This window comes from Pseudomonas sp. TMP9 (assembly GCF_037943105.1).
Lineage (GTDB): Bacteria > Pseudomonadota > Gammaproteobacteria > Pseudomonadales > Pseudomonadaceae > Aquipseudomonas.
On the sequence record NZ_CP149803.1, the window covers coordinates 865,161 to 888,847 of the forward strand.

The following is a 23,687-nucleotide window of genomic DNA, read 5'->3' on the forward strand; positions in this document are numbered from 1 at the left end:
AAGTTAGATCGGTACATAACTGGTCGTCATGCGAAGCATGCTTCGGCACGGGGCCTGCTTTAGAGGGTAGCTAATTGAACGACATGGCAAAGAATCTGGTTCTGTGGCTGATCATCGCCGCTGTCTTGGTGACGGTGATGAACAATTTCTCCAGCCCAGCTGAGACGAATAAACTTAATTATTCGCAGTTTATCCAGCAGGTTCAGGACGGCGGCGTTAAGCAAGTTACGGTTGATGGTTTCACCATCAGCGGTACGCGTGTTGACGGTTCGCCGTTTGAAACGGTGCGTCCGGCGATTCAAGACAATGGTCTGATCAAGGACCTGATGGACAACAATGTCGAAATCGTCGGCAAGCAACCTGAGCAGCAGAGCATTTGGACGCAATTGTTGGTCGCTAGCTTTCCAATTCTGGTGATTATTGCTGTGTTCATGTTCTTCATGCGCCAGATGCAAGGCGGTGCTGGCGGTAAAGGTGGGCCGATGAGCTTCGGCAAGAGCAAGGCACGCTTGCTCTCTGAAGATCAGGTTAAAACCACCTTTGCCGACGTTGCAGGTTGCGATGAAGCCAAAGAAGAAGTTAGCGAGCTGGTTGAGTTTCTGCGCGACCCGGGCAAATTCCAGCGTCTCGGTGGGCGCATCCCACGTGGCGTGCTGATGGTTGGTTCGCCCGGTACGGGTAAAACGTTGCTGGCCAAGGCTGTTGCAGGTGAAGCCAAAGTACCGTTTTTCACCATCTCCGGTTCGGACTTTGTTGAAATGTTCGTCGGTGTCGGTGCGTCTCGTGTGCGCGACATGTTCGAGCAAGCTAAGAAGCATGCACCGTGCATCATCTTTATCGATGAAATTGATGCTGTCGGTCGTCATCGTGGTGCTGGCATGGGCGGTGGTCACGATGAGCGTGAGCAAACCCTCAACCAGTTACTGGTAGAGATGGACGGCTTCGAAGCCAACGACGGTATTATCGTCATTGCCGCCACTAACCGTCCTGACGTACTGGACCCAGCTTTGTTGCGTCCGGGTCGCTTTGACCGTCAGGTCGTGGTCGGTTTGCCAGATATTCGTGGTCGCGAGCAAATTCTCAAAGTACACATGCGTAAAGTACCGATGGGTGAAGATGTTGCTCCGGCCGTCATTGCGCGTGGTACACCGGGCTTCTCTGGTGCCGACTTGGCTAACTTGGTCAACGAAGCTTCGCTGTTTGCTGCACGCTCCGGTAAGCGTGTGGTTGAAATGAAAGAGTTTGAGTTGGCCAAAGACAAAATCATGATGGGCGCTGAGCGCAAGACCATGGTTATGTCAGACAAAGAGAAACTCAACACAGCCTTTCATGAGGCAGGTCATGCAATTGTCGGGCGTTTAGTGCCTGAGCATGACCCGGTTTACAAAGTTTCAATCATTCCGCGCGGGCGTGCCCTTGGGGTGACCATGTTCTTGCCTGAGGAAGACCGTTACAGCCTCAGCAAGCGCGCGCTGACCAGCCAGATTTGCTCATTGTTTGGCGGTCGAGTAGCCGAGGAGATGACCCTAGGTTTCGACGGTGTAACGACGGGCGCTTCCAACGACATCATGCGCGCCACTCAACTGGCGAAAAACATGGTCACCAAGTGGGGCTTATCGGAAAAGCTCGGTCCGTTGATGTATGCGGAAGAAGAGGGTGAAGTTTTCCTGGGCCGCAGCATGGGCAGTAACCAAAGCAATGTTTCTGCCGAAACCGCCAAGGTGATCGATCAGGAAATACGCAGCATCATCGACGAGTGTTACGCCACTGCTAAACGTTTGTTGCTGGAGAACCGCGACAAACTTGATGCGATGGCACAAGCGTTGATGAAGTATGAAACCATCGACGCCGAACAAATTGGCGACATCATGAGTGGTTTGGCACCGCGTGAGCCTAAGGACTGGCAGGGCGGTGATGACAATAACAGCACGCCTACTGCGCCTGCTGCCGTTGAACCCAGTGAAACTCCAATTGGTGGTCCGGCCACCGGTCACTAAGGTTTACCATGTCTGTTGTTTCTACCTTTGACCGGCTGCCCTGTGGCAGCCGGTTTCTTGATTTAAGCCGTCCGCACGTGATGGGCATCCTCAATGTCACCCCTGATTCTTTTTCCGATGGCGGGCGTTTTGGTCAGCGCGATGTGGCGCTTCGCCATGCCGAGGCAATGCTTAAGGCTGGCGCGACGCTGATTGACGTCGGTGGCGAATCGACCCGTCCTGGCGCCCGCAGTGTGTCCCTCGTTGAGGAGCTGGAGCGGGTTGCACCTATCGTTGAGGCTATTGCTCGCGAGCTGGATGTGATCATCTCAATCGACACCTCAACGCCTGCAGTCATTCGTGAAACTGCACGTCTAGGTGCCGGCATGATCAATGACGTGCGCTCATTGCAGCGTGATGGTGCGCTTAAGGCTGCGGCCGATAGTGGCCTGCCCGTGTGCCTGATGCACATGCGCGGTGAGCCGAGCACCATGCAGCAAGACCCAGATTATCCGGATGTGGTCGCAGAGGTCCGCGATTTTTTGCAAGAGCGGTTGGCTGCTTGCGATGCCGCTGGGATTGCTGCTGAGCGAGTTATTCTCGATCCGGGTTTTGGTTTTGCTAAAACTCTGGAACACAATTTATCGCTGTTTAAGCACCTGCAAGCCTTGCACAGCTTGGGCCGGCCTTTGCTGGTCGGTGCCTCGCGCAAGAGCATGATCGGTAAGGTACTGGGTCATGAAGTGGGTGAGCGCCTCTGCGGCAGCCTTGCTCTTGCGGCATTGGCGCTATGCAAGGGCGCGCATATTTTGCGGGTGCACGATGTGGCGCAAACGGTTGATGTGATGCGCATGATTGCTGCAGTTGAAGCGGCCGAATAAGTAAAAGGGAGTGGTGTGATGGGTAGAAAGTATTTTGGTACTGACGGTATTCGTGGGCGCGTCGGCAGCTTTCCTATTACCCCAGAATTCATGCTGAAGCTCGGCTGGGCAGCTGGCATGGCGTTTCGTAAGCAGGGTAAGTGCCGCATTCTAATTGGCAAAGACACCCGTATTTCCGGTTATATGTTTGAGTCTGCGCTTGAGGCGGGGCTGTCTGCAGCCGGTGCAGATGTCATGCTGTTGGGGCCAATGCCGACACCGGCCATCGCCTATTTGACCCGTACCTTTCATGCAGAGGCAGGCATTGTAATCAGTGCTTCGCACAACCCGCATTACGATAACGGCATTAAGTTCTTCTCTGGGCAAGGCACCAAGTTGCCGGATGAAATCGAGCTGATGATTGAAGAGTTGCTCGACGCGCCAATGACAGTGGTGGAGTCGGACCAGTTAGGCAAAGTTTCGCGGATCAATGATGCTGCGGGTCGTTACATCGAATTTTGCAAAAGCAGTGTGCCAACCAGTACCGATTTTGCTGGCCTGAAAGTCGTTATCGACTGCGCCCAAGGTGCAGCTTATAAAGTGGCGCCAAGCGTATTCCGTGAACTTGGCGCGCACGTGACGGTGCTGTCAGCGCAACCTAATGGGTTAAATATCAACGAGGCCTGTGGCTCCACTCATGTCGAGGCGCTGCAGGCTGAGGTCCTGGCGCAGCAGGCTGACTTGGGTATTGCCTTTGATGGCGATGCGGACCGCGTCTTGATGGTTGATCATTCTGGTGCGTTGGTGGACGGCGATGAGCTGTTATTTATCATTGCTCGCGACCTGCTGGAGCGCGGCAAGCTGCAGGGTGGAGTGGTAGGCACGCTGATGAGCAACTTGGGGCTAGAGCTGGCATTGGCCGAACTGGGTATTCCGTTTGTGCGGGCTAAGGTTGGTGATCGCTATGTCACGGCCGAATTGCTGTCGCGCAACTGGCAGTTGGGTGGGGAGAACTCCGGCCACCTGGTGTGTTTCCAGCACGCTACCACCGGTGATGCGATTATCGCTGCGCTGCAGGTGCTGATGGCGCTCAAGCGTCGTGGGCAGACGTTGGGTGAGGCTCGGCTGGGTATGCTGAAGTGTCCGCAGGTGCTGATCAATGTACGTTTTGCAGGTGGTGTTGATCCACTGGAGCATCCTGCTGTACGCGAGGCCAGCGCGCGGGTTACCGAGCAAATGGCTGGCCGCGGTCGGGTATTGCTGCGCAAATCGGGTACCGAGCCATTAGTGCGCGTCATGGTTGAGGGTGACGATGCAGAGCGAGTGCGCAGCTATGCCGATGAATTGGCTAAAGTTGTTGCGCATGTATGTGCTTGATTCGGCTTGCCAGTCGGGTGGCTGTTGGGTAATATCTGCGCCCTCTTTGACCGACGAGGTAAAGCATGCGTCGCCCAATGGTTGCTGGTAACTGGAAAATGCACGGTACCCGCGCCAGCGTCGCAGAGCTGATCAACGGTCTTAATAATCAGGCATTGCCTGCCGATGTGGATGTCGCGGTTTTCCCCTCGTTCTTGCATCTAGGTCAAGTTGTTGATGGCTTCCTAGGCAAGGCAATTGCGATGGGAGCGCAGGATTGTGCGGTCCAGCCGCTGGAAGGCGCCCTAACAGGCGAAGTGGCTGCAAGTCAGCTGCATGATGCGGGTTGTTCGTTGGTGTTAGTGGGTCACTCTGAGCGTCGTTCATTGCTGGGCGAGGGTGATGAGGTCATAACCCGTAAGTTTGCCGCGGCGCAGTCCTCAGGTTTGCATGTGGTGTTTTGTGTAGGTGAAAGCCTGGCTGAGCGTGAGGCGGGGCGTACGCTTGAAGTGGTGGCTGCGCAGATATCTGCAGTAATCGATACGCTGGGTGTTGAGGTGTTTGCAACTGCAATCATCGCTTACGAGCCTGTATGGGCCATAGGCACCGGCCTTACGGCATCGCCTGAGCAGGCACAGTATGTACATGCCGCGATTCGCGGGCAGCTAGCGCTGCAAAGCCCTGAGTTGGCTGGCAAGACGAGAATTCTTTATGGTGGCAGTGTCAAGGCCGCCAGTGCAGCCGAGTTGTTCGGTATGCCGGATATAGATGGAGGGCTTGTTGGTGGAGCCTCTCTGAATGCGGATGAGTTCGGTGCGATCTGTCGCGCCGCAGGAAGCTGAGAAAATGCTGGAAACAGTTATCGTTGTTCTTCATCTGCTGGGTGCTATCGGCATCGTTGTGCTGGTTCTGTTGCAGCAGGGTAAGGGTGCAGATGCGGGCGCCTCGTTTGGCGGTGGCGCCTCAACTACCGTTTTCGGTAGCCAAGGTACCACTACCTTTCTGAGTCGAGTTACTGCTATACTTGCCACCGCTTTTTTCATGACTAGCTTGGGTTTAGCGTTCTTTGCTAAAGACAAAGCTGATGGCATGGCTCAGGTTGGTTTGCCTGATCCGGCAGTCTTGGAAGTACAACAGGCTAAGCCAGCTGTTGAAGATATACCTGTTCTTGATGCAGCTAAGCCGGCTACCGAAGCGGCGGACGTACCTCAGGCTCCTGAGCAGCAGTAATAAGTAGCAAGTAGCACGCAATAAATGATTTTGCCGAGGTGGTGGAATTGGTAGACACGCTACCTTGAGGTGGTAGTGGCCATAGGCTGTAGGGGTTCGAGTCCCCTTCTCGGTACCAATTTTCAGGAAGGCCCGCTTGATGCGGGCCTTTTTGTTGCTGGAGCACCGATTGACCCTGGTTCAGGTTCGGTCGTATAATCCGGCACCAGCTTTGATGTGGGATTGAGCAGCAAGGTCGCTCCTCGGATGTAAATCCGAAGATGGTTGGGTTACACCAGCCCCCGCATTGAGTTGCAGAGGAGCCCCTTTCTAAGGGGCTTTTTGCTAGCTGGGTGACAGCTTTACCGGCCTTTGAAGGGCGGTTCGATGATGGGCGTCTTGCCCATTTTTTATTTTTACAGCATGCGCGAGGGGTTCAGGTGTCGAGCAAGCTAGAACAGTTGCAGGCCTTGGTGGCCCCGGTAGTCGAGGCTCTTGGCTATCAATGTTGGGGTGTCGAGTTCCTGTCACAAGGGCGGCATTCTCTGCTGCGAATTTATATTGATAAGCAGCCTGACGGCGTGCTGATTGAAGACTGTGAAATTGTCAGTCGGCAAATCAGCGGTGTGCTCGATGTCGAGGACCCAATCAGCGCCGAGTACACCCTTGAGGTGTCCTCACCAGGCATGGATCGGCCACTGTTCAGCATTGAACAGTTCGCCGCTCATGCCGGCGAGCAAGTGAAGATCAAGCTGCGCTCGCCCTTTGAAGGTCGACGCAATTTCCAAGGCCTTCTGCGCGGTGTGGAAGAGCAGGACGTGGTGGTGCAGGTGGATGACCACGAATTCCTGTTGCCGATCGACATGATCGACAAGGCCAACGTTATCCCCAGGTTTGATTGAGACGCGAATCCCGCGAAAGCTGCGTGGATAGCGCAGGATCCAATGGATTGTGAAAGGCGAGGCGTACGATGAGCAAAGAAGTACTGCTGGTTGTTGAGTCGGTTTCCAATGAAAAGGGCGTGCCGGCTACTGTGATTTTCGAAGCGTTGGAGCTGGCGTTGGCCACGGCTACCAAAAAGCGTTTTGAAGATGAAGTCGAGTTGCGTGTGGCGATCAATCGCCAGACTGGTAACTACGAAACGTTCCGCTGCTGGACGGTGGTGGAAGAAAGCGATTTTGATGATCCTGCACACCAGGTCACCACTGATATGCCGCGTGCTGTTGAAGCGAACGGCAAAGTCGGCGACGTGTTGGAAGAGAAGATCGATTCCATCGAATTCGGTCGTATTGCCGCGCAAACCGCTAAGCAAGTGATTGTGCAGAAAGTCCGCGAGGCTGAGCGTGCTCAGGTGGTTGAGGCTTATCGCGAGCGTCTGGGTGAAATCATCTCAGGCACCGTGAAGAAGGTCACCCGTGACAGCGTAATCGTTGATCTGGGTAACAACGCTGAGGCCATGCTGGCTCGCGAAGACATCATTTCGCGTGAAACTTTCCGTGTCGGCGTGCGTTTGCGTGCGCTGCTAAAGGAAATTCGCACCGAGAACCGCGGTCCTCAGCTGATTCTGTCGCGTACTGCGCCGGAAATGCTGATTGAACTGTTCCGCATCGAAGTGCCAGAAATTGCTGAAGAGCTGATCGAGGTCATGGGTGCCGCCCGTGATCCTGGCTCGCGCGCCAAATTGGCCGTGCGTTCCAAAGATAAGCGCATCGACCCACAGGGCGCCTGTATCGGTATGCGCGGTTCGCGTGTGCAAGCCGTTTCTGGTGAGTTGGCGGGTGAGCGTGTCGACATCGTGCTGTGGGATGACAATCCTGCGCAGTTCGTGATCAATGCCATGTCGCCTGCCGAAGTAGCCGCCATTATTGTTGACGAAGATGCCCATGCTATGGATATCGCCGTTGGCGCAGACAACCTTGCTCAGGCCATTGGCCGTGGCGGTCAGAACGTACGGTTGGCCAGTCAGTTGACTGGCTGGACCCTGAACGTGATGACCGAGGCGGACATTCAGGCCAAGCAGCAGGCGGAAACAGGCGACATCCTGCAGCGTTTCGTTGAAGAGTTGGAAGTCGACGAAGAGCTGGCCCAGGTGTTGGTCGAAGAGGGCTTCACCAGCCTTGAAGAAATTGCCTACGTACCGATGGAAGAAATGCTCAGCATTGATGGCTTTGACGAGGATATCGTCAACGAGCTCCGCGCCCGTGCCAAAGATCGCTTGCTGACTAAAGCCATCGCTAACGAGGAAAAGCTGGCAGATGCCCACCCAGCCGAAGACCTGCTCTCGCTTGAGGGGATGGACAAGGCGCTTGCGCATGAACTGGCAGTGCGCGGCGTAGTTACCCGCGAAGACCTGGCCGAGCAGTCTATAGATGACCTGCTCGACATCGACGGTATCGACGCTGAGCGAGCCGGCAAGTTGATCATGGCCGCCCGAGCCCATTGGTTCGAGTAAGCAGTTGCGGCCTGAGGAGAGAAATACATGACGCAAGTCACGGTTAAAGAACTGGCCCAAGTGGTCAACACGCCGGTCGAACGCCTGCTGCAGCAAATGCGTGAGGCGGGTTTGCCGCACAGCAGTGCTGAGCAAGCGGTCACTGACAGCGAGAAGCAGGCCTTATTGGCCCACCTCAAGAGCAGTCACGGCGACAGCAAAACAGAAGAGCCGCGCAAGATTACCTTGCAGCGTAAAACTACTAGCACCCTGCGGGCTGCCGGTAGCAAGACCATCAGCGTTGAAGTGCGCAAGAAAAAGACCTTCGTTAAGCGCAGCGCTGAAGAAATCGAAGCTGAAAAGCAGCGCGAGCAAGCTGAGCAGCGCGCTGTAGCTGACGCTGCGCGGGCTAAAACTGAAGAAGAAGCCAAGCGTCGCGCGGCAGAAAATACTCAGGCACCTGTTACCGCACCAGCGGCTGGCGAGGCGGCAGTTCAAACCGCTCCTGCTGCAGTGGTTGAGTTGCCAGTTGTGGCCGCCCCTGCTGCCGATGAGCGTAAGAAAGATGAGCCGCGTCGTCCTGATAAGGCGCGCAATGATGATGCCGATCGTCGTGGTGGCGAGCGCAAGACCACACAGCATCGTCCGACGGCCAAAGAAAAGGCTCCGGCTCCACGCGTTGCTCCGCGTACCACCGACGAGGAAAGCGATAGCTTCCGTCGCGGCGGTCGTGGCAAAGGTAAACTGAAGAAGCGTAATGCTCACGGCTTCCAGAGCCCAACTGGGCCGGTGATTCGTGACGTAGCTATTGGCGAAACCATCACTGTTGGCGATCTCGCCAATCAGATGTCGGTTAAAGCGGCTGAAGTCATCAAGTTCATGTTCAAGATGGGCACTCCAGTGACCATCAACCAGGTGCTGGATCAGGAAACTGCCCAGTTGATCGCCGAAGAGTTGGGCCACAAGGTCAAGCTGGTTAGCGACAATGCCCTGGAAGATTCCCTGGCCGAGTCTCTGAAGTTTGAGGGTGAGTCGTTCTCCCGTGCACCGGTTGTGACCGTAATGGGCCACGTTGACCACGGTAAAACCTCGCTGCTCGACTATATCCGTCGCGCCAAAGTGGCTGCGGGCGAAGCTGGCGGTATTACCCAGCATATCGGTGCTTACCACGTAGAAACCGAACGCGGCATGGTCACCTTCCTCGACACCCCAGGTCACGCCGCGTTTACCGCCATGCGTGCCCGTGGTGCCAAGGCCACTGACATCGTGATCCTGGTGGTTGCAGCAGACGATGGCGTGATGCCGCAGACCATCGAAGCCGTTCAGCACGCGAAAGCTGCTGGCGTGCCGCTGGTGGTTGCAGTGAACAAAATCGATAAGCCAGGCGCTGATCTTGACCGCATCCGCAGCGAACTGTCGGTGCACGGCGTGACCTCGGAAGAGTGGGGCGGTGATACACCGTTCGTCTCCGTATCGGCAAAAGCCGGTACCGGTGTCGATGACCTGCTCGAAGCCGTGCTGCTGCAAGCCGAAGTTCTTGAGCTGAAAGCAACGCCGTCGGCTCCAGGTCGCGGTGTGGTGGTTGAATCACGCCTTGATAAAGGCCGTGGCCCAGTGGCTACCGTGCTGGTTCAAGACGGCACCCTGCGCCAAGGCGACATGGTGTTGATCGGTTCCAACTACGGTCGCATCCGTGCAATGCTCGATGAAAACGGCAAGGCCATTAAAGAAGCTGGCCCGTCGATCCCTGTCGAGATTCTCGGCCTGGACGGTACGCCGGAAGCTGGTGACGACATGAGCGTGCTGGCTGACGAGAAGAAAGCCCGTGAAGTCGCGCTGTTCCGTCAAGGCAAGTTCCGCGAAGTGAAACTGGCCCGTGCTCACGCCGGCAAGCTGGAAAACATCTTCGAGAACATGGGTCAGGAAGAGAAGAAGACGCTTAACATCGTCCTCAAATCCGATGTCCGTGGTTCGTTGGAAGCACTGCAAGGCTCGCTCGGCGGCCTGGGTAACGATGAAGTGCAAGTGCGTGTGGTCGGTGGTGGCGTCGGTGGTATCACCGAATCCGATGCCAACCTGGCACTGGCCTCCAACGCTGTACTGTTCGGCTTCAACGTGCGTGCCGATGCTGGCGCGCGCAAGATCGTCGAGCAGGAAGGTCTGGATATGCGTTACTACAACGTGATCTACGACATCATCGAAGACGTCAAGAAAGCCCTCACCGGCATGCTCGGCAGCGATGTTCGCGAGAACATTCTAGGTATCGCCGAAGTGCGTGACGTGTTCCGTTCGCCGAAGTTCGGTGCGATCGCTGGTTGTATGGTGGTCGAGGGTACGGTTCACCGTAACCGTCCGATCCGCGTACTGCGCGACGATGTGGTGATCTTCGAAGGTGAGCTGGAATCTCTGCGTCGCTTTAAAGACGATGCGGCCGAAGTGCGTAATGGCATGGAGTGCGGTATCGGCGTGAAGAGCTACAACGACGTTAAAGTCGGCGACAAGATCGAAGTGTTCGAGAAAGTCCAAGTGGCTCGCAGCCTGTAATCATCAGGTAGGTGCGAGTCGCAACGCGCAACGCCCGGTCCCGCTTTTGCGCGGCCGGGCGTTTGCCGCTTTTAGGTCCGCTGCTTTTTTAAGCGGCGTGACGAGTGAAGGTAGTAAAAATGGCCAAACAATTTAGCCGGGCTCAGCGCATCGGCGACCAGATACAGCGCGAACTGGCGCAGTTAATCCGTATGGAAATCAAAGACCCGCGTCTTGGCGGTCTGGTAACTGTAACGGCTGTGGAAGTCAGTCGCGATTCAAGCCACGCCAAGGTGTTCGTCACCATCATGGGCGGTGAGCCTGAAGAGGGTGTTGATCCAGTTGTGCAGAGCATCAAGGTGCTCAACGATGCCAGCGGTTTCTTGCGCATGCAGTTGGGAAAGGCAATGAAGCTGCGCAGTGTGCCGAACCTTCGTTTTCATTACGATGAGAGCGTGATTCGTGGCGCGCAGCTGTCCGCATTGATCGAGCGTGCCGTCAGCGAAGACCGCCAGCACGATGAAGAATCAACTGAGGCCAAGGAGTAAGCGCGTGGCCCAGGTAAAACGTATTCGCCGTGCCGTCGATGGCATCATCTTGCTGGATAAGCCCAAGGGCTTTAGTTCCAACGCCGCTTTGCAGAAGGTGCGCTGGTTGCTAAATGCGGAAAAAGCTGGCCACACCGGTAGTCTCGACCCTTTGGCCACCGGCGTATTACCGCTGTGCTTCGGTGAGGCTACTAAGTTTTCCCAGTACTTACTGGATGCCGACAAAGGCTACGAAACCACTATGCAGCTGGGCGTGACCACCACCACGGCAGACGGTGAGGGTGAGGTGCTTGAACGTCGTCCGGTAACCGTTGGTCGCGCCGAGATTGAGGCTGTGTTGCCGCAGTTTCGTGGTCCAATAAGCCAGATACCGCCCATGTACTCGGCGCTCAAACGTGACGGTCAGCCGCTTTACAAGTTGGCGCGCGCGGGTGAAGTAGTGGAGCGCGAGCCGCGTTCTGTTACTATTGCGCGCCTAGAATTATTGGGCTGTGAGGCGGAGCAGGCGTGCTTAGCAGTCGATTGCAGCAAAGGCACCTACATCCGCACGCTAGTCGAAGACATTGGCCATTTGCTCGGTTGCGGCGCTCATGTTGCAGAACTGCGCAGAACTAAGGCCGGCCCCTTCGATTTAAGCCGCACCGTAACGCTCGAAGAGCTGGAGCGTGTGCATGCTGAAGGCGGTAATGAGGCGGTGGATCAATTTTTGTTGCCGTCAGACAGCGGCTTACAACACTGGCCGCTGTTGCAGTTTTCTGAACACAGCTCGTTTTATTGGTTGCAAGGGCAGCCAGTACGCGCTGCGGATGGACCAAAGTTCGGCATGGTGCGGGTGCAAGATCACAATGGTCGCTTTATCGGTATCGGTGAAGTGAGCGAAGACGGGCGCATTGCGCCGCGTCGTTTGATTCGGTCAGTATGACCGTAGCGTAGGGACTGAGTTTTGGCTCAGGTCTGCGTGCAGAGGGTGGCTGTTAATAGGCGCGGTCATACCTCACTTAAAAACACGGGAAGTTATTCCCGGCCTATTGCGACTGTTTCGGCAGTTGCCTAACTGAGAGAATTGCCCACATGGCACTCAACGTCGAAGAAAAAGCGCAAATCGTCAACGACTATAAGCAGGCTGAAGGCGACACTGGTAGCCCGGAAGTGCAAGTTGCACTGCTGACCGCCAATATCAACAAGCTGCAAGGTCACTTCAAAATCAACGGTAAAGACCACCACTCGCGTCGTGGCCTGATCCGCATGGTTAACCAGCGTCGTAAGCTGCTGGATTACCTGAAACGTAAGGACGCCAGCCGTTACAGCGCCCTGATCGGTCGCCTGGGTCTGCGTCGCTAAGCAATGCTTATGCGCCGCTGACTGCCGAAGCTGGAAGTGGGGTGAGCCCTGCTTCCAGCTTTTGCTTTTGTGCTGTAGCTGTTTTGGACGCTAGCGGGTCCGATACCCGTCACCGCCCACACATTCTGCAAGACCCGTTTTTTCACTTAATCGTGATAAAACGATCGCAAGAAACGCTTTCCCCAAAGGCAATAAAGAGAAGGAAAACACCGTGAACCCGGTAATTAAGAAGTTCCAGTTCGGTCAATCGACCGTCACCCTCGAGACTGGCCGTATCGCCCGTCAAGCCTCCGGCGCAGTGCTGGTCACCGTTGACGACGACGTTGCAGTGTTGGTTGCCGTCACCGGCGCTAAGACGGCTGACCCAAGCAAAGGCTTTTTCCCGCTGTCCGTGCATTACGTAGAAAAAACCTACGCAGCCGGCAAGATCCCCGGCGGTTTCTTCAAGCGTGAAGCGCGTCCGAGCGAGAAAGAAACCCTGACCTCGCGCCTGATCGATCGTCCGATCCGTCCGTTGTTCCCAGAAGGTTTCCAGAACGAAGTACAGGTTGTCTGCACCGTAATCTCCACCAGCAAGAAGACCGATCCGGACATCGCTGCGATGATCGGTACTTCGGCTGCGCTGGCAATTTCTGGTATCCCATTCAACGGCCCAATCGGTGCTGCGCGCGTAGCCTTCCACCCGGAAACCGGCTACCTGCTGAACCCCAGCTACGAGCAGCTCAAGGCGTCCAGCCTGGACATGGTTGTAGCCGGTACTAAAGACGCCGTGCTGATGGTTGAATCCGAAGCCAAAGAGCTGACCGAAGACCAGATGCTGGGCGCTGTACTGTTCGCCCACGACGAATTCCAAGTGGTTATCGACGCCATCGCCGAGCTGGCTGCCGAAGCGGCTAAGCCAACGTGGGATTGGTCCGCTAAGCCTGAAAACACCACCTTGCTCAACGCTATCCGTGGCGAGTTTGGCGATGCGATCTCCCAGGCCTACACCATCATCATCAAGCACGAGCGTTATGCCCGTCTGGGTGAGCTGCGCAATCAGGTTGTCGCCAAGTTTTCTGGCGAAGAAGGCCAGCCAAGTGCCGGCGAAGTTAAAGATATCTTCGGCGAAATCGAATACCGCACCGTGCGCGAGAACATTGTTAATGGTAAGCCGCGTATTGATGGCCGTGACACCCGCACTGTGCGCGGCCTAAACATCGAAGTCGGTGTACTGGCTAAAACTCACGGTTCGGCACTGTTCACCCGTGGCGAAACCCAGGCGTTGGTGGTGGCTACCCTCGGCACCGCTCGTGACGCCCAGCTGCTTGATACCCTCGAAGGCGAGCGTAAAGACCCCTTCATGCTGCACTACAACTTCCCGCCGTACTCGGTCGGTGAGTGTGGTCGCATGGGCGCCACTGGCCGCCGCGAAATCGGTCATGGCCGCTTGGCCCGTCGCTCCATCGCAGCCATGCTGCCGGCCGCTGATGTGTTCCCGTACACCATTCGTGTAGTGTCGGAAATCACCGAGTCCAACGGTTCGTCGTCGATGGCGTCCGTGTGCGGCGCTTCCTTGGCCCTGATGGACGCGGGTGTGCCGATGAAGGCCCCGGTTGCCGGTATTGCGATGGGTCTGGTTAAAGAAGGCGATAAGTTCGCCGTTCTGACCGACATTCTGGGCGACGAAGATCACCTCGGCGACATGGACTTCAAAGTAGCCGGTACCGCCAATGGCGTCACCGCGCTGCAGATGGACATCAAGATCCAGGGCATCACCGAAGAGATCATGGAAATCGCCCTGAATCAGGCCCTAGAAGCACGCCTGAATATTCTCGGTCAGATGAACAAGATCATTGCCACCTCGCGCACTGAGTTGTCGGCTAACGCCCCAACCATGATCGCGATGAAGATTGATCAAGACAAGATCCGCGACGTGATCGGAAAAGGTGGTGCAACCATCCGCGCGATCTGTGAAGAGACAAAAGCCTCGATCGACATCGAAGACGACGGCACCATCAAGATCTTCGGCGAAACCAAGGAAGCAGCCGAGGCTGCGCGTCAGCGCGTTCTGGGTATCACCGCAGAAGCTGAGATCGGCAAAATCTATGTCGGCAAGGTTGAGCGTATTGTCGACTTCGGCGCCTTCGTCAATATCCTGCCGGGCAAAGACGGCCTGGTGCACATCTCCATGTTGAGCGATGCGCGCGTTGAGAAAGTTACCGACATTCTCAAAGAAGGTCAGGAAGTTGAAGTACTGGTACTGGACGTGGACAACCGCGGCCGTATCAAGCTGTCGATTAAAGACGTAGCGGCTGCCAAGGCCTCGGGTGTTTAACACCTAAGTCCTGCAGTCAGAAAGGGCCCTTCGGGGTCCTTTTTTTCGCCTGTGCAAAGCCATTGCGCTGTTGTGGTTGGCTCACGCCACGTCAGCCTTTGTGGCTGTCGTGCAATATGCCTTGGGGCGTTTACCCTAACATGCAGATTGCACGATCAGAGCAACCCAAGCTTTATGCTATCTAATTGATATATATAGCTAAATATATTTATAAAAGCTTGGCACAGCCCTTGCGACAGTACTGGGGAGACTGCAGCTTAAGACGGCTTGCAGATTATTCCGTGTATGCAGGAGGCATTACTTATGAAGAAGCCAATTAAGCATTTTGCCGTAACCACTTTGACTGCTACCGCGTTAGGCCTGCTGTTAGCTGGGCCGGTGCTGGCCGCCAATGAAGTGGTCCAGCCAACGATGTTGGCCGCTAGCGAAACGATGGACGACGCAGAAGAGGTGGCCAGCGATACGTGGATCACCAGCAAGGTTAAGTCGACCTTCCTGGCGGACAGTAACTTGAGTGGTATCGACATTAAGGTTGAAACCAACAAAGGTGTCGTGACCTTGTCGGGTGTTGTTGCCACTGATGCTGAGCGAGATCTAGCTGTAGCTAAGACCAAAGAAATCAAAGGCGTTACTGCTGTAGCCGCTGAAGCTTTGAAAACGGCGGAGTAGATGTGTGAGCTTGGGCGAGCCCACACAAGAGCCTGCCGCCATTATTATTTTGAGGATTGATCAATGAATTCTGACGTTATTAAAGGTAAGTGGAAGCAACTCAATGGCCGTATCAAGGAGCGTTGGGGCAACCTGACCGATGACGACTTGGACGTAGTCGAGGGCCACAGCGAGTACTTGGCCGGCAAGCTGCAAGAACGTTACGGTTGGAGCAAAGAAAAAGCTCAGGACGAGCTGCGCGAGTTCAGCAGTAAGCTGTAACCCGTTGGTAAAAACGCCCCGCAGCAAAACCCTGCGGGGCGTTTTTATGGGCGCTGTAAAAGATGACGCATTACCTGCCGCGCTTACTCTCGATTTTGATCAGGCGGTTGCCTTCAAAACGCAGGAATTGGTACATGCCGTTGCGCGGCCCATAGGCCCATTCTTCCACGGCGACTTCATTGTAAAAACCATACTCATCCAGCACTTCTCGGTAGCCTACAAACTCGCGGCTAATCGGTTCGCCGCATTTGCTGCTGACGACGCGGGTCGAGTCACTCACGCTTACCAATCCGCTGTTACAGCGCAGGGTTGACGAGGCATGCGCTGCCAATGGCAAAACACATAGCAGGCTGCACACTATTTTTTTCATCAGATTGTCCTAGCGGCTGCGACGTCGTTCGATGGCGCGCAAACGCGTGCCTTCGAAAGTGAGAATGCTCAGCATGCCGTTATCAGGCCCGTAAACCCATTCCTCAATCTGGTATTCGCGCCGTTCATGGGGGCCGATTGAGTAACCAACCAAGTCGCGGTATACCGGTTCGCCGCATTTGCGCAGTACTTCAAAGCGGCGGTCATCCAGGCTGACTAATTGGCTGCCGCAGCGCAAAGTCTCAGCGTGCGCCAAGGACGCCGCGCTGGTCATTAAGAGTATTAGGGCTATGGGAAGAGCGCGCATCGACATCTGCCTTAATCGCTACCGAGGTGCAGGGTGGTGGCCACGCGGCCATCGGCGTCGGCCTGCACACTGTTGACATCCAACAGGTAGATACGTTCGTCGCTAAGGCCGCCACGCTCAACCAAATAGCTCTTTATTTCTGCGGCGCGTGCTTGGGCTAGCTGACGTTGCAGCAGTTGGCTTTGCGCCCAAGATTGCAGCACGGCGTCGCGCAGTTTCGCGCTGCGCGCCTCATCCGCTAATTCGGCCCACTCTGCAGGCGGTTGCTGCTTAAGGCGGGCGCGGTATATGCCTTCGAGCAACACCGCTTTGTCGTCCTCATCGACCATCAATTCACTGGCATCGGCCGGTACGTCGTCGCCACGGCGTTGCAGTATTTTTAACCATGTAGTTTGGTATTCACGTTCCAGCCGCATGGTAGCTAATGGCTGACCATCACTGCTTAGGGCGCTCATGCCTTCGATCTCTAAGCGCAGAGTCGGGCGTTCCTTGAGGGCGCTGGCCAAGGTATCCAAGGCGCTTTGCGCCGCGCCATCGAGTTGGCTGTCCCCGGCAGTGAAGCGCACGGTACTGAGGTCTACGTCGCTGCCGCCACTGACCAGGCCACCAATAAACTTGAACGGGGCTTGCGCCGCACGCAAGACCAGATTACGCAGGGTTTGCCAGACGATGGGCATCACGCTGAACTGCGGGCTGTTGAGGTTGCCCTGCACCGGTAGCCGAATCTGGATATTGCCTTGGGTGTCCTTGAGCAACGCTACGGCCAAGCGGATTGGCAGGTCCATGGCGTCTTTGCTGTCGACTTTTTCGCCCAGTTGCAGGTCTTCTAGCAGCACGGTGTTTTCGGCGTTGAGTTGGCCTTTTTCGATCTGGTAATGCAGGTCGAGATTGAGCCGGCCTTTACGGATGCGAAAGCCGGCGAACTTGCCGGAGTAGGGCGTCAGTGTGGTCAGCTCGACATTCTTAAAACTGGTGGTGATGTCTAGGCTGTTCAGCGGGTCAAACGGGGTGAGTTGGCCTTTGATGCTAACGGGTGCGTACTTATCCACCTTGCCGGTGATATCGATGCTGGCGGCCTTCACGCTTTGGTTATCTAAGGTGCCGATCTGACCATTGAGCTGGCCGATGGCGGTGGCGAAATTAGGCCGCAAACTGAAATCAGCGAAGTTAGCCGAGCCGTTATTAATGCTGATACCACCGATGCGGACAGGCAGCGGTTTTTCGGCAGGCGTTTTACTGGGCTCGGCACTTACCGGCTGCGGCACCAAAAGCTCGTTGATATTGGTGGTCAAGTCTTCGTTAATGACAAAGCGCGCATAGGGCTGCTGCAGCTTTACCTGCCCGATCACTAGGCCTTTGCCGTGTTGGTAATCGATGCCTTGCACGCGCACTTGCTGCCATTTGAGAAAGTCGCGGTTCTTAAGGGTGTCTAGGGTGTGCAGTTGGTTAACCTCAGCCTGCCCGCTAATGCTCAGGGTCAGGGGGTCGACGCTCTGCAGATCCACTGCCAAATCACTGGCCAATTTACCGCTGCGCAGTTCCAAACGCACAAAGGGGCTTAGGTAGGTCTGTGCCAAGCGTAGGTCGATATCACGGGTGGCAACCTGAAGTTTTGCAGTGGTTGGGGATAATTGCACTTGGCCTTCGGCCTTGATTGTTCCGGTTTTGTTGACCCCGGTGTCGAGCCTAATAGCGAAGGGTGCGGTGCCCATGCTGTCAAAGTCGCTGAGGTCTAGGTTGAGCGGTGCGAGCTCGATTTTGACTTCAGCAGCGCCTGTGCGATCGGCCAGATGCACCTGATAATCGCGCAATTGCACATCCCTTAATATCACCTGCCAAGGTTTGCCGGGCGCTTCTGGTTGGCCAGCATTGGCTGCTTGCAGATCAGCGGACTGCTCAGCAGTGGTTGCCTCGCCCGGCGCTGCCGCGGTTGTTGTGGCAGAAGTTACGCCTGCTTGGCTTACAGCGGTTGCTGGAGCTGGTTTGGACGGCTGGCTGGCGAGTAATTGTTGCCAATCGAGCTGGCCGTCAGCTTCACGCGCTGCCCAGGTTTCCAGTTGCTGGCTGCGAATCTTGCCGACGATAACGCGCTGCTTGGCCAGGTCGACGCTGGTTTCGCTGAGGTCTAGGCGCGTTAAGCGCAGCAGCGGTTTGTCCGTTGGGCTTTTTATGGCGAAGTTGCGCACGCTGAGCTGGGTATTGGTGAGCAGCAGTTCGGTGCCTTTGGCCAGGTTCAGGGCGTAATCGGTGCTGAGGTTGACGCTGCCATCTTGCAGCACCAGCGGCACCGCATCGCGCACGTAAGGCCAGAAGGCTTGCAACTTGCTATTGGTGACTTTCAGGCTGCCGTTGGAGCTGATGGGCACCAAGCTGATGCTGCCGGTCCAGTCGATGCGTCCGCCTGTGGGGCTAATGGCGACCAAGCTCATGTCCGCCTTATCGTCTGGCAAGGTGCTGAGATTCAGCAGTTCAAAATTAAGATCATCATAGGTGAAGGTGATCGGCTCGCTGGGGCGCAGGTCTTCAAAGTGCACGTTGCCGCCACTTAGTTTGATCCTGTCGATCCGCAGCGGAAACGGCTCACTGGTAGGTTGTTCGGAGGCGGGCTGCGGATCGGCCGGCAGGTTGAACAGCTGAGTCAGGTTGAGTCGGCCGTCTTTACCGAACAGCACCTCGCCGTGCGGCTTATCTAACGCAATATCGCTCAGGTGCAGGACGCCACGCCACACACTGTCGAGTTGTATGTTGGCGTACAGGCGCTCAAAGGCGACCTGCTGCTGTTCGGCTTCGCCAATGTGTAAGCCCCACAGGCTGACTTCCAAGCTGAGCGGGTTGAGTTGCAAGCGCTGCAGGGTGGCGGGCACTTGCGCGTACTGCGCCAGCTGCTGGTTGACGATGCGCAGACCAATGCCTGGCAGGATCAAGAAACCCAACAGGCTGTAGAGGGCAAATGCGATGGCGATGGCGCTGGCAGCGCGCTTTATTCCTTTAAGCATAAAAAGTTATCTATCCCGACCCGAAGTGCCTTGGAGTATGGCACGCAGGTAATGCGACGCGCAGCCGGAGGCGGAACTCTTGTCCGGCTTCTCGGCGTGTTTAGAACTGCAGGATCAGGGTTTTCAGCGGTGGCTGGCCATCGCTCGAGGGGAAATCGGCGGCCGGCGGCATCACTTGACAGTCGCGAACGGGCCTGCCGAGTTTTTCCGCGCAGCGCAGCACCTGTTCGCGCCAGTCAGCCAGGGCAACTTTTGCTAGGTTGTTGCAGCAAATCAGCACGCCACTTTCAGCTGTGGTGAGGATCGCCGGTTTAAGCAGGCTTTGGTAATCACGCAGCAAATCGACGGTGCCGAAGGCGCTCTTTGCCCACGCGGGTGGGTCGAGAAATACCACATCAAATTGGCGCGCTTGCAGGCGCGGATAGTTCGGCAGATTTTGCCGTTTACGCGCCACGATGGGTAAGCCAGCCAATTGGCGGATGGCGGCGAAGTAATCGGCCTGCAAAAACGCCATCGGCGCCAGTTGTGAGTTGAGCTCGGCGTTTTCTTTGCCAACGGAGAGGTTACCTTCAGCAAAGTCGAGGTTGAGCACTTCGCGGGCGCCACCCGCTGCCGCACTTAAGCCGACACCACAGGTGTAGGCGAACAGATTGAGCACCGACTTGCCGGTGCTGTGTTGTTTGACCCAGCCGCGGGCGTTGCGCAGATCAAGAAATAGCAGCGGGTCTTGCCCGGCATGCCGGCCACGTACGCGGTAGTTGAGGCCCCACTCATGGCCAACCAAGTCCTCCAGCGCGGCTGGCTCGGCCGGGTAGATTGGGTCGTTGCGGTCGATGCGTGAATTCCCTTGGCTACGATCGTTATAGACCAGCCTTAAGGGTTGGTTAAGGTGCGCACAGATCAGTTCATGGGCTGCCAGCAGTTCATTGCGGTTGAGCGGCTGGTGAAAGGTTTGCACCAATAGCTGTGGGCCGTAACGGTCGATGGTCAGGCCGTTGGCGCCTTCTTGGCTGCCATGAAACAGGCGATAGCAGTCGGTGCCTTGCTGATGCAGTTCGACCAGCAGATCGTGGCGATTGTTCAGGGCGGCGCGCAGCGCCTGATCGAGAGCGGGCATGCGCGGTGGCTCAAATAAAGGGGGGCGCAGTTTACCACTGCGCTTTTCTAGGGGAGGAGCTTTAGCCGCGATGCTTATGATTTTAAAGCGCGCAGCTAAAGCCCCTCCCACAAGATCAAAAGCCTCATCGCGTAGGGTGGATGTCGCTGTTTACATCCACCACAGCGGTGGATCGGTGAAGCGTGATCCACCCTACTTATCAGCTCCTTTCAATGGCCAGCGCCACGCCTTGACCACCACCGATGCACAGTGTGGCTAAGCCTTTTTTTGCATCGCGTTTGATCATCTCATACAGCAGGGTCACCAGCACGCGGCTGCCGGAACCGCCAATCGGGTGGCCGAGGGCAATAGCGCCACCGTTAACATTGACCTTGTTGGCATCCCAGCCCAGCTCTATACCCACCGCCAGCGCTTGCGCGGCAAACGCTTCGTTGGCTTCGATCAGGTCGAGTTGTTCGATGCTCCAGCCGGCTTTGGCCAGGCAGCGCTGGGTGGCGCCGACTGGGCCAATGCCCATGATTGCGGGATCAACACCAGCGTTGGCGTAGCCGGCAATTTTTGCCAGCACTGGCAGACCTAGCGCGTGCGCTTTGGCGGCGCTCATCAGCAGCACCGCCGAGGCGCCATCATTAAGGCTAGAGGCGTTGCCGGCGGTCACGCTGCCGTCTTTCTTGAACGCCGGCTTGAGTTTACCCAGAGACTCGGTTGTGGTGCCGGCACGTGGCTGCTCGTCCGTGGCAAAAGCAATCGGGTCACCTTTGCGCTGAGGGATCATGATTGGGGTGATTTCATCGATAAAACGTCCGGCTTCGATGGCGGCGCAGGCTTTTTGCTGCGAGGCGGCGGCAAATGTGTCCTGCTCTTCACGGCTGATGGCGTATTTATCGACCAAGTTCTCCGCAGTGATACCCATGTGGTAATCATTGAAGGCATCCCACAGGCCGTCAGTAATCATCGTGTCGACTAGCTTAGCGTGGCCCATGCGCAGGCCAGTGCGGGCGCCGGGCATGACGTAAGGCGACAAGCTCATGTTCTCCATGCCGCCGGCGATGATCACGTCAGCGTCGCCGCAGCGGATCGCTTGAGCGCCTAAATGCAGAGCTTTAAGGCCTGAGCCACACACCTTGTTCAAGGTCATTGCGGGGACTGCGTGGGGCAAGCCAGCAAGGATGGCCGCTTGGCGTGCGGGGTTTTGCCCGCTGCCTGCGGTCAGCACCTGGCCGAGGATCACTTCATCGACCAGCGCACCGTCAAGGCCGCTTTGCTCTAAAAGCCGACGGATGACGGCAGCGCCTAACTCCGGTGCCGGAATATTCGCCAGTGAGCCTTGGAAGCTGCCGATAGCGGTGCGGGTGGCGGCAACGATGACGACGTCTTGCATAACGCGATCCTCATAAGTGATGGGTGCGGCAGGCCGCGAAGGGCCGCTATGGTGGCACAGCGGCTTTACTCGCGGCCAGCCCGCTTACGGATCAGTCGACTGGGCCGGTGCCTTCACGCATCAGTTCATGCAGGGCGAAGGGCCTGCTCAGGCGTGTGCTTGGTTGAAGTGCTGGCCCGGTGCAGGCATGCCGGGCCATTGGTTGTGTTGAGGCTCAACCGCGATGACGGTCGCGGAAGTGCTGAATCAGCCCCTCGGTCGAGGCGTCGCTGGCCGGAGTTTCCAGTTGCCCGGTTAAGCGTTGATAGACGCCCTTACCCAGCTCTTTACCCAGCTCAACGCCCCACTGATCAAAGGCATTAGTGCCCCAGATCGCACTCTGTACAAACACCTTGTGTTCATACAAAGCCACCAGCGCACCCAGGCTAAAGGGGTCGACACGGTTGAGCGCAATGATCGTGCTCGGGCGGTTGCCGGGCACCATCTTGTGCTGCGCTAGGCGCTGCACTTCGGCTTCGTCCAGGCCCTTGGCACGCAGTTCACTCTCGGCTTCATCGCGGGTTTTACCGTGCATCAGTGCCTGGCTTTGCGACAGGCAGTTGGCAAACAGCCACTGATGGTGGTCGGCCAGCGGGCTGAAGCTGTTAACCGGGACAATAAAGTCCGCCGGGATTAACTCGGTGCCCTGGTGCAGTAACTGGTGGTAGGCATGCTGACCGTTGCAGCCGACCCCGCCCCAGATCACCGGTCCGGTACTGAAGTCCACCGGGCTGCCGTCTTGGCGCACTGACTTGCCGTTGGACTCCATGTCCAGTTGCTGCAGGTGCTTGGTGAAGTTACGTAGGTAGTGATCGTAAGGCAGGATCGCCTGGCTTTTTGCCCCCCAAAAATTGCCATACCAGATGCCCAGCAAGGCCATCAGTACCGGCATGTTTTCCGCCAGCGGCGCCTGGGTGAAGTGCTGATCCATGGCATAGGCGCCAGCCAGCAGTTCCTTGAAATTGGAGATGCCGATGGCCAGTGCGATGGGTAAGCCAATGGCTGACCATAAGGAGTAACGGCCGCCGACCCAGTCCCACATCGGGAAGATATTTTCCGCTTTGATGCCGAACTCGATGGCGGCGCTGGCGTTGCTGGTCACTGCAATAAAGTGCTTGTGCAACTCAGCTTCCGGACCGCCTAAGGCTAGATACCAGTCGCGAGCTGCTAAGGCGTTTTTCAAAGTTTCCAGAGTGCTGAAGGACTTTGATGAGACGATAAATAACGTGGTTTCTGGGTCTAGATGGGCAGTCAGCTCGCGGAACTCACTGCCATCAATGTTGGCCAGGTAATGGCAGCGCACGCCACGCTGGGTAAACGGGCGCAGCGCTTCGGAGACCAGCTGCGGGCCGAGGAACGAGCCGCCGATGCCGATATTCACCACTTCGGTGATGGGCTTATCGGTGAAGCCGCGCCACAGGCCACTGTGCACGCGACTGACCAGCTCGGTCATCTGATGCAGCACGCGGTGCACCTGCGGAATCAGGTCGACGCCATCCAGTTTTACCTTGCGCCCAATCGGGCTGCGTAACGCTGTGTGCAGTGCCGCGCGGCCTTCTGAGGCATTGACCTGGTCACCGTTGAATAACGCCTGTATCGAGTCATGAAGCTGGCTTTGCTCAGCCAGTTGCATCAGCAGCCCTAGTGTTTTTTCGTCGATTAAGTTCTTTGAGTAATCCAGCAGCAAGCCGCAGCTGTTCAGGGAGAAACGCTTAAAGCGCTGCGGATCATTGGCAAAGGCCTCGCGCATGCTGAAGTCGTTCATCTGCTCGCGTTGCGCGTGCAGCGCCTGCCAAGCGGGCAGGTGGGTGAAATCTTGCGGCTGCTGGTAGTAGGCCATGGGTGCGTATTCCTTATTCTGGGTGCGGCGAGTCATGCAAAAAAGCCCGGAGCAATCCGGGCCTTGAGTGTAACGGGCGGGTGCGGGTGATAAACCCGTCCTGTAGACCGTTGAAAGCGACCTAGGTGCCGAACTGCGTTGTAATCC

20 protein-coding genes and 1 tRNA gene are annotated in these 23,687 nt (G+C 56.6%); 15 read left to right on the plus strand and 6 right to left on the minus strand.

Going from position 1 to position 23,687, the window contains the following annotated elements:
- The first annotated feature begins 83 nt into the window (after positions 1 to 83).
- From ftsH to WF513_RS04215, 15 genes are all read left to right on the plus strand, one after another.
- Entirely contained in the window at positions 84 to 1,997 is a 1,914-nt protein-coding gene (ftsH, locus tag WF513_RS04145; RefSeq protein WP_339081726.1) for an ATP-dependent zinc metalloprotease FtsH, read from the plus strand.
- 8 nt (positions 1,998 to 2,005) lie between these two features.
- A complete protein-coding gene (gene folP, locus WF513_RS04150) occupies positions 2,006 to 2,857 on the plus strand; it encodes a dihydropteroate synthase (protein ID WP_339081727.1) in 852 nt (283 codons plus the stop codon).
- A gap of 18 nt (positions 2,858 to 2,875) precedes the next feature.
- Entirely contained in the window at positions 2,876 to 4,213 is a 1,338-nt protein-coding gene (gene glmM / locus WF513_RS04155; protein ID WP_339081730.1) for a phosphoglucosamine mutase, read from the plus strand.
- A 65-nt stretch (positions 4,214 to 4,278) separates the two neighbouring features.
- Positions 4,279 to 5,034: a triose-phosphate isomerase gene (gene tpiA, locus WF513_RS04160; protein ID WP_339081732.1), complete on the plus strand. Its 756-nt coding sequence runs from the start codon at positions 4,279 to 4,281 to the stop codon at positions 5,032 to 5,034.
- A gap of 4 nt (positions 5,035 to 5,038) precedes the next feature.
- Positions 5,039 to 5,422: a preprotein translocase subunit SecG gene (gene secG / locus WF513_RS04165; protein ID WP_339081735.1), complete on the plus strand. Its 384-nt coding sequence runs from the start codon at positions 5,039 to 5,041 to the stop codon at positions 5,420 to 5,422.
- A 32-nt stretch (positions 5,423 to 5,454) separates the two neighbouring features.
- Positions 5,455 to 5,540, plus strand: a tRNA-Leu gene (locus tag WF513_RS04170).
- Between the two features lie 301 nt (positions 5,541 to 5,841).
- Positions 5,842 to 6,303: a ribosome maturation factor RimP gene (gene rimP, locus WF513_RS04175; protein ID WP_339081737.1), complete on the plus strand. Its 462-nt coding sequence runs from the start codon at positions 5,842 to 5,844 to the stop codon at positions 6,301 to 6,303.
- A gap of 68 nt (positions 6,304 to 6,371) precedes the next feature.
- Positions 6,372 to 7,853 carry a transcription termination factor NusA gene (gene nusA, locus WF513_RS04180; RefSeq protein ID WP_339081739.1) on the plus strand — a complete coding sequence of 494 codons (1,482 nt, stop codon included), beginning with the start codon at positions 6,372 to 6,374 and terminating at the stop codon, positions 7,851 to 7,853.
- Positions 7,854 to 7,880: 27 nt separating this feature from the next.
- Positions 7,881 to 10,376: a translation initiation factor IF-2 gene (gene infB, locus WF513_RS04185; RefSeq protein ID WP_339081741.1), complete on the plus strand. Its 2,496-nt coding sequence runs from the start codon at positions 7,881 to 7,883 to the stop codon at positions 10,374 to 10,376.
- Positions 10,377 to 10,495: 119 nt separating this feature from the next.
- A complete protein-coding gene (gene rbfA, locus WF513_RS04190) occupies positions 10,496 to 10,903 on the plus strand; it encodes a 30S ribosome-binding factor RbfA (RefSeq protein WP_339081743.1) in 408 nt (135 codons plus the stop codon).
- A gap of 4 nt (positions 10,904 to 10,907) precedes the next feature.
- Positions 10,908 to 11,825, plus strand: a complete 918-nt coding sequence (gene truB / locus WF513_RS04195) for a tRNA pseudouridine(55) synthase TruB (RefSeq protein ID WP_339081745.1) — start codon at positions 10,908 to 10,910, stop codon at positions 11,823 to 11,825.
- 149 nt (positions 11,826 to 11,974) lie between these two features.
- Positions 11,975 to 12,244, plus strand: a complete 270-nt coding sequence (rpsO, locus tag WF513_RS04200) for a 30S ribosomal protein S15 (protein WP_339081747.1) — start codon at positions 11,975 to 11,977, stop codon at positions 12,242 to 12,244.
- 211 nt (positions 12,245 to 12,455) lie between these two features.
- Complete coding sequence (gene pnp / locus WF513_RS04205; protein ID WP_339081749.1) at positions 12,456 to 14,561, plus strand: polyribonucleotide nucleotidyltransferase; 2,106 nt, start codon at positions 12,456 to 12,458, stop codon at positions 14,559 to 14,561.
- Between the two features lie 303 nt (positions 14,562 to 14,864).
- A complete protein-coding gene (locus WF513_RS04210; protein ID WP_339081751.1) occupies positions 14,865 to 15,230 on the plus strand; it encodes a BON domain-containing protein in 366 nt (121 codons plus the stop codon).
- A 63-nt stretch (positions 15,231 to 15,293) separates the two neighbouring features.
- Entirely contained in the window at positions 15,294 to 15,491 is a 198-nt protein-coding gene (locus tag WF513_RS04215; protein WP_339081753.1) for a CsbD family protein, read from the plus strand.
- A gap of 70 nt (positions 15,492 to 15,561) precedes the next feature.
- Here the strand turns inward: WF513_RS04215 and WF513_RS04220 are convergent, their stop codons facing one another.
- From WF513_RS04220 to pgi, 6 genes are all read right to left on the minus strand, one after another.
- Positions 15,562 to 15,861, minus strand: a complete 300-nt coding sequence (locus tag WF513_RS04220) for a DUF2845 domain-containing protein (RefSeq protein ID WP_339081755.1) — start codon at positions 15,859 to 15,861, stop codon at positions 15,562 to 15,564.
- Between the two features lie 9 nt (positions 15,862 to 15,870).
- Positions 15,871 to 16,173, minus strand: coding sequence for a DUF2845 domain-containing protein (locus WF513_RS04225; RefSeq protein ID WP_339081756.1), 303 nt, complete (start codon positions 16,171 to 16,173; stop codon positions 15,871 to 15,873).
- 5 nt (positions 16,174 to 16,178) lie between these two features.
- The gene (locus tag WF513_RS04230) at positions 16,179 to 19,163 is read right to left on the minus strand and encodes a DUF748 domain-containing protein (protein WP_339081758.1); all 2,985 of its coding nucleotides are present in this window, start codon (positions 19,161 to 19,163) and stop codon (positions 16,179 to 16,181) included.
- Positions 19,164 to 19,263: 100 nt separating this feature from the next.
- The gene (locus WF513_RS04235) at positions 19,264 to 20,280 is read right to left on the minus strand and encodes a class I SAM-dependent methyltransferase (protein ID WP_339081760.1); all 1,017 of its coding nucleotides are present in this window, start codon (positions 20,278 to 20,280) and stop codon (positions 19,264 to 19,266) included.
- 199 nt (positions 20,281 to 20,479) lie between these two features.
- A complete protein-coding gene (locus WF513_RS04240) occupies positions 20,480 to 21,661 on the minus strand; it encodes an acetyl-CoA C-acetyltransferase (RefSeq protein WP_339081762.1) in 1,182 nt (393 codons plus the stop codon).
- Between the two features lie 214 nt (positions 21,662 to 21,875).
- Positions 21,876 to 23,540, minus strand: coding sequence for a glucose-6-phosphate isomerase (pgi, locus tag WF513_RS04245; protein ID WP_339083408.1), 1,665 nt, complete (start codon positions 23,538 to 23,540; stop codon positions 21,876 to 21,878).
- Positions 23,541 to 23,687 lie beyond the last annotated feature (147 nt).

Excerpts from the sequence above, each read along its gene's own strand:
- ftsH (WP_339081726.1), top strand. The coding sequence starts at position 84 with ATGGCAAAGAATCTGGTTCTGTGGCTGATCATCGCCGCTGTCTTGGTG.
- rbfA (WP_339081743.1), top strand. The coding sequence starts at position 10,496 with ATGGCCAAACAATTTAGCCGGGCTCAGCGCATCGGCGACCAGATACAG.
- WF513_RS04220 (WP_339081755.1), bottom strand. The coding sequence starts at position 15,861 with ATGAAAAAAATAGTGTGCAGCCTGCTATGTGTTTTGCCATTGGCAGCG.
- tpiA (WP_339081732.1), top strand. The coding sequence starts at position 4,279 with ATGCGTCGCCCAATGGTTGCTGGTAACTGGAAAATGCACGGTACCCGC.
- WF513_RS04215 (WP_339081753.1), top strand. The coding sequence starts at position 15,294 with ATGAATTCTGACGTTATTAAAGGTAAGTGGAAGCAACTCAATGGCCGT.
- WF513_RS04210 (WP_339081751.1), top strand. The coding sequence starts at position 14,865 with ATGAAGAAGCCAATTAAGCATTTTGCCGTAACCACTTTGACTGCTACC.
- WF513_RS04225 (WP_339081756.1), bottom strand. The coding sequence starts at position 16,173 with ATGTCGATGCGCGCTCTTCCCATAGCCCTAATACTCTTAATGACCAGC.
- folP (WP_339081727.1), top strand. The coding sequence starts at position 2,006 with ATGTCTGTTGTTTCTACCTTTGACCGGCTGCCCTGTGGCAGCCGGTTT.
- pgi (WP_339083408.1), bottom strand. The coding sequence starts at position 23,540 with ATGGCCTACTACCAGCAGCCGCAAGATTTCACCCACCTGCCCGCTTGG.
- nusA (WP_339081739.1), top strand. The coding sequence starts at position 6,372 with ATGAGCAAAGAAGTACTGCTGGTTGTTGAGTCGGTTTCCAATGAAAAG.
- infB (WP_339081741.1), top strand. The coding sequence starts at position 7,881 with ATGACGCAAGTCACGGTTAAAGAACTGGCCCAAGTGGTCAACACGCCG.
- rpsO (WP_339081747.1), top strand. The coding sequence starts at position 11,975 with ATGGCACTCAACGTCGAAGAAAAAGCGCAAATCGTCAACGACTATAAG.
- glmM (WP_339081730.1), top strand. The coding sequence starts at position 2,876 with ATGGGTAGAAAGTATTTTGGTACTGACGGTATTCGTGGGCGCGTCGGC.
- WF513_RS04235 (WP_339081760.1), bottom strand. The coding sequence starts at position 20,280 with ATGCCCGCTCTCGATCAGGCGCTGCGCGCCGCCCTGAACAATCGCCAC.
- WF513_RS04230 (WP_339081758.1), bottom strand. The coding sequence starts at position 19,163 with ATGCTTAAAGGAATAAAGCGCGCTGCCAGCGCCATCGCCATCGCATTT.
- secG (WP_339081735.1), top strand. The coding sequence starts at position 5,039 with ATGCTGGAAACAGTTATCGTTGTTCTTCATCTGCTGGGTGCTATCGGC.
- WF513_RS04240 (WP_339081762.1), bottom strand. The coding sequence starts at position 21,661 with ATGCAAGACGTCGTCATCGTTGCCGCCACCCGCACCGCTATCGGCAGC.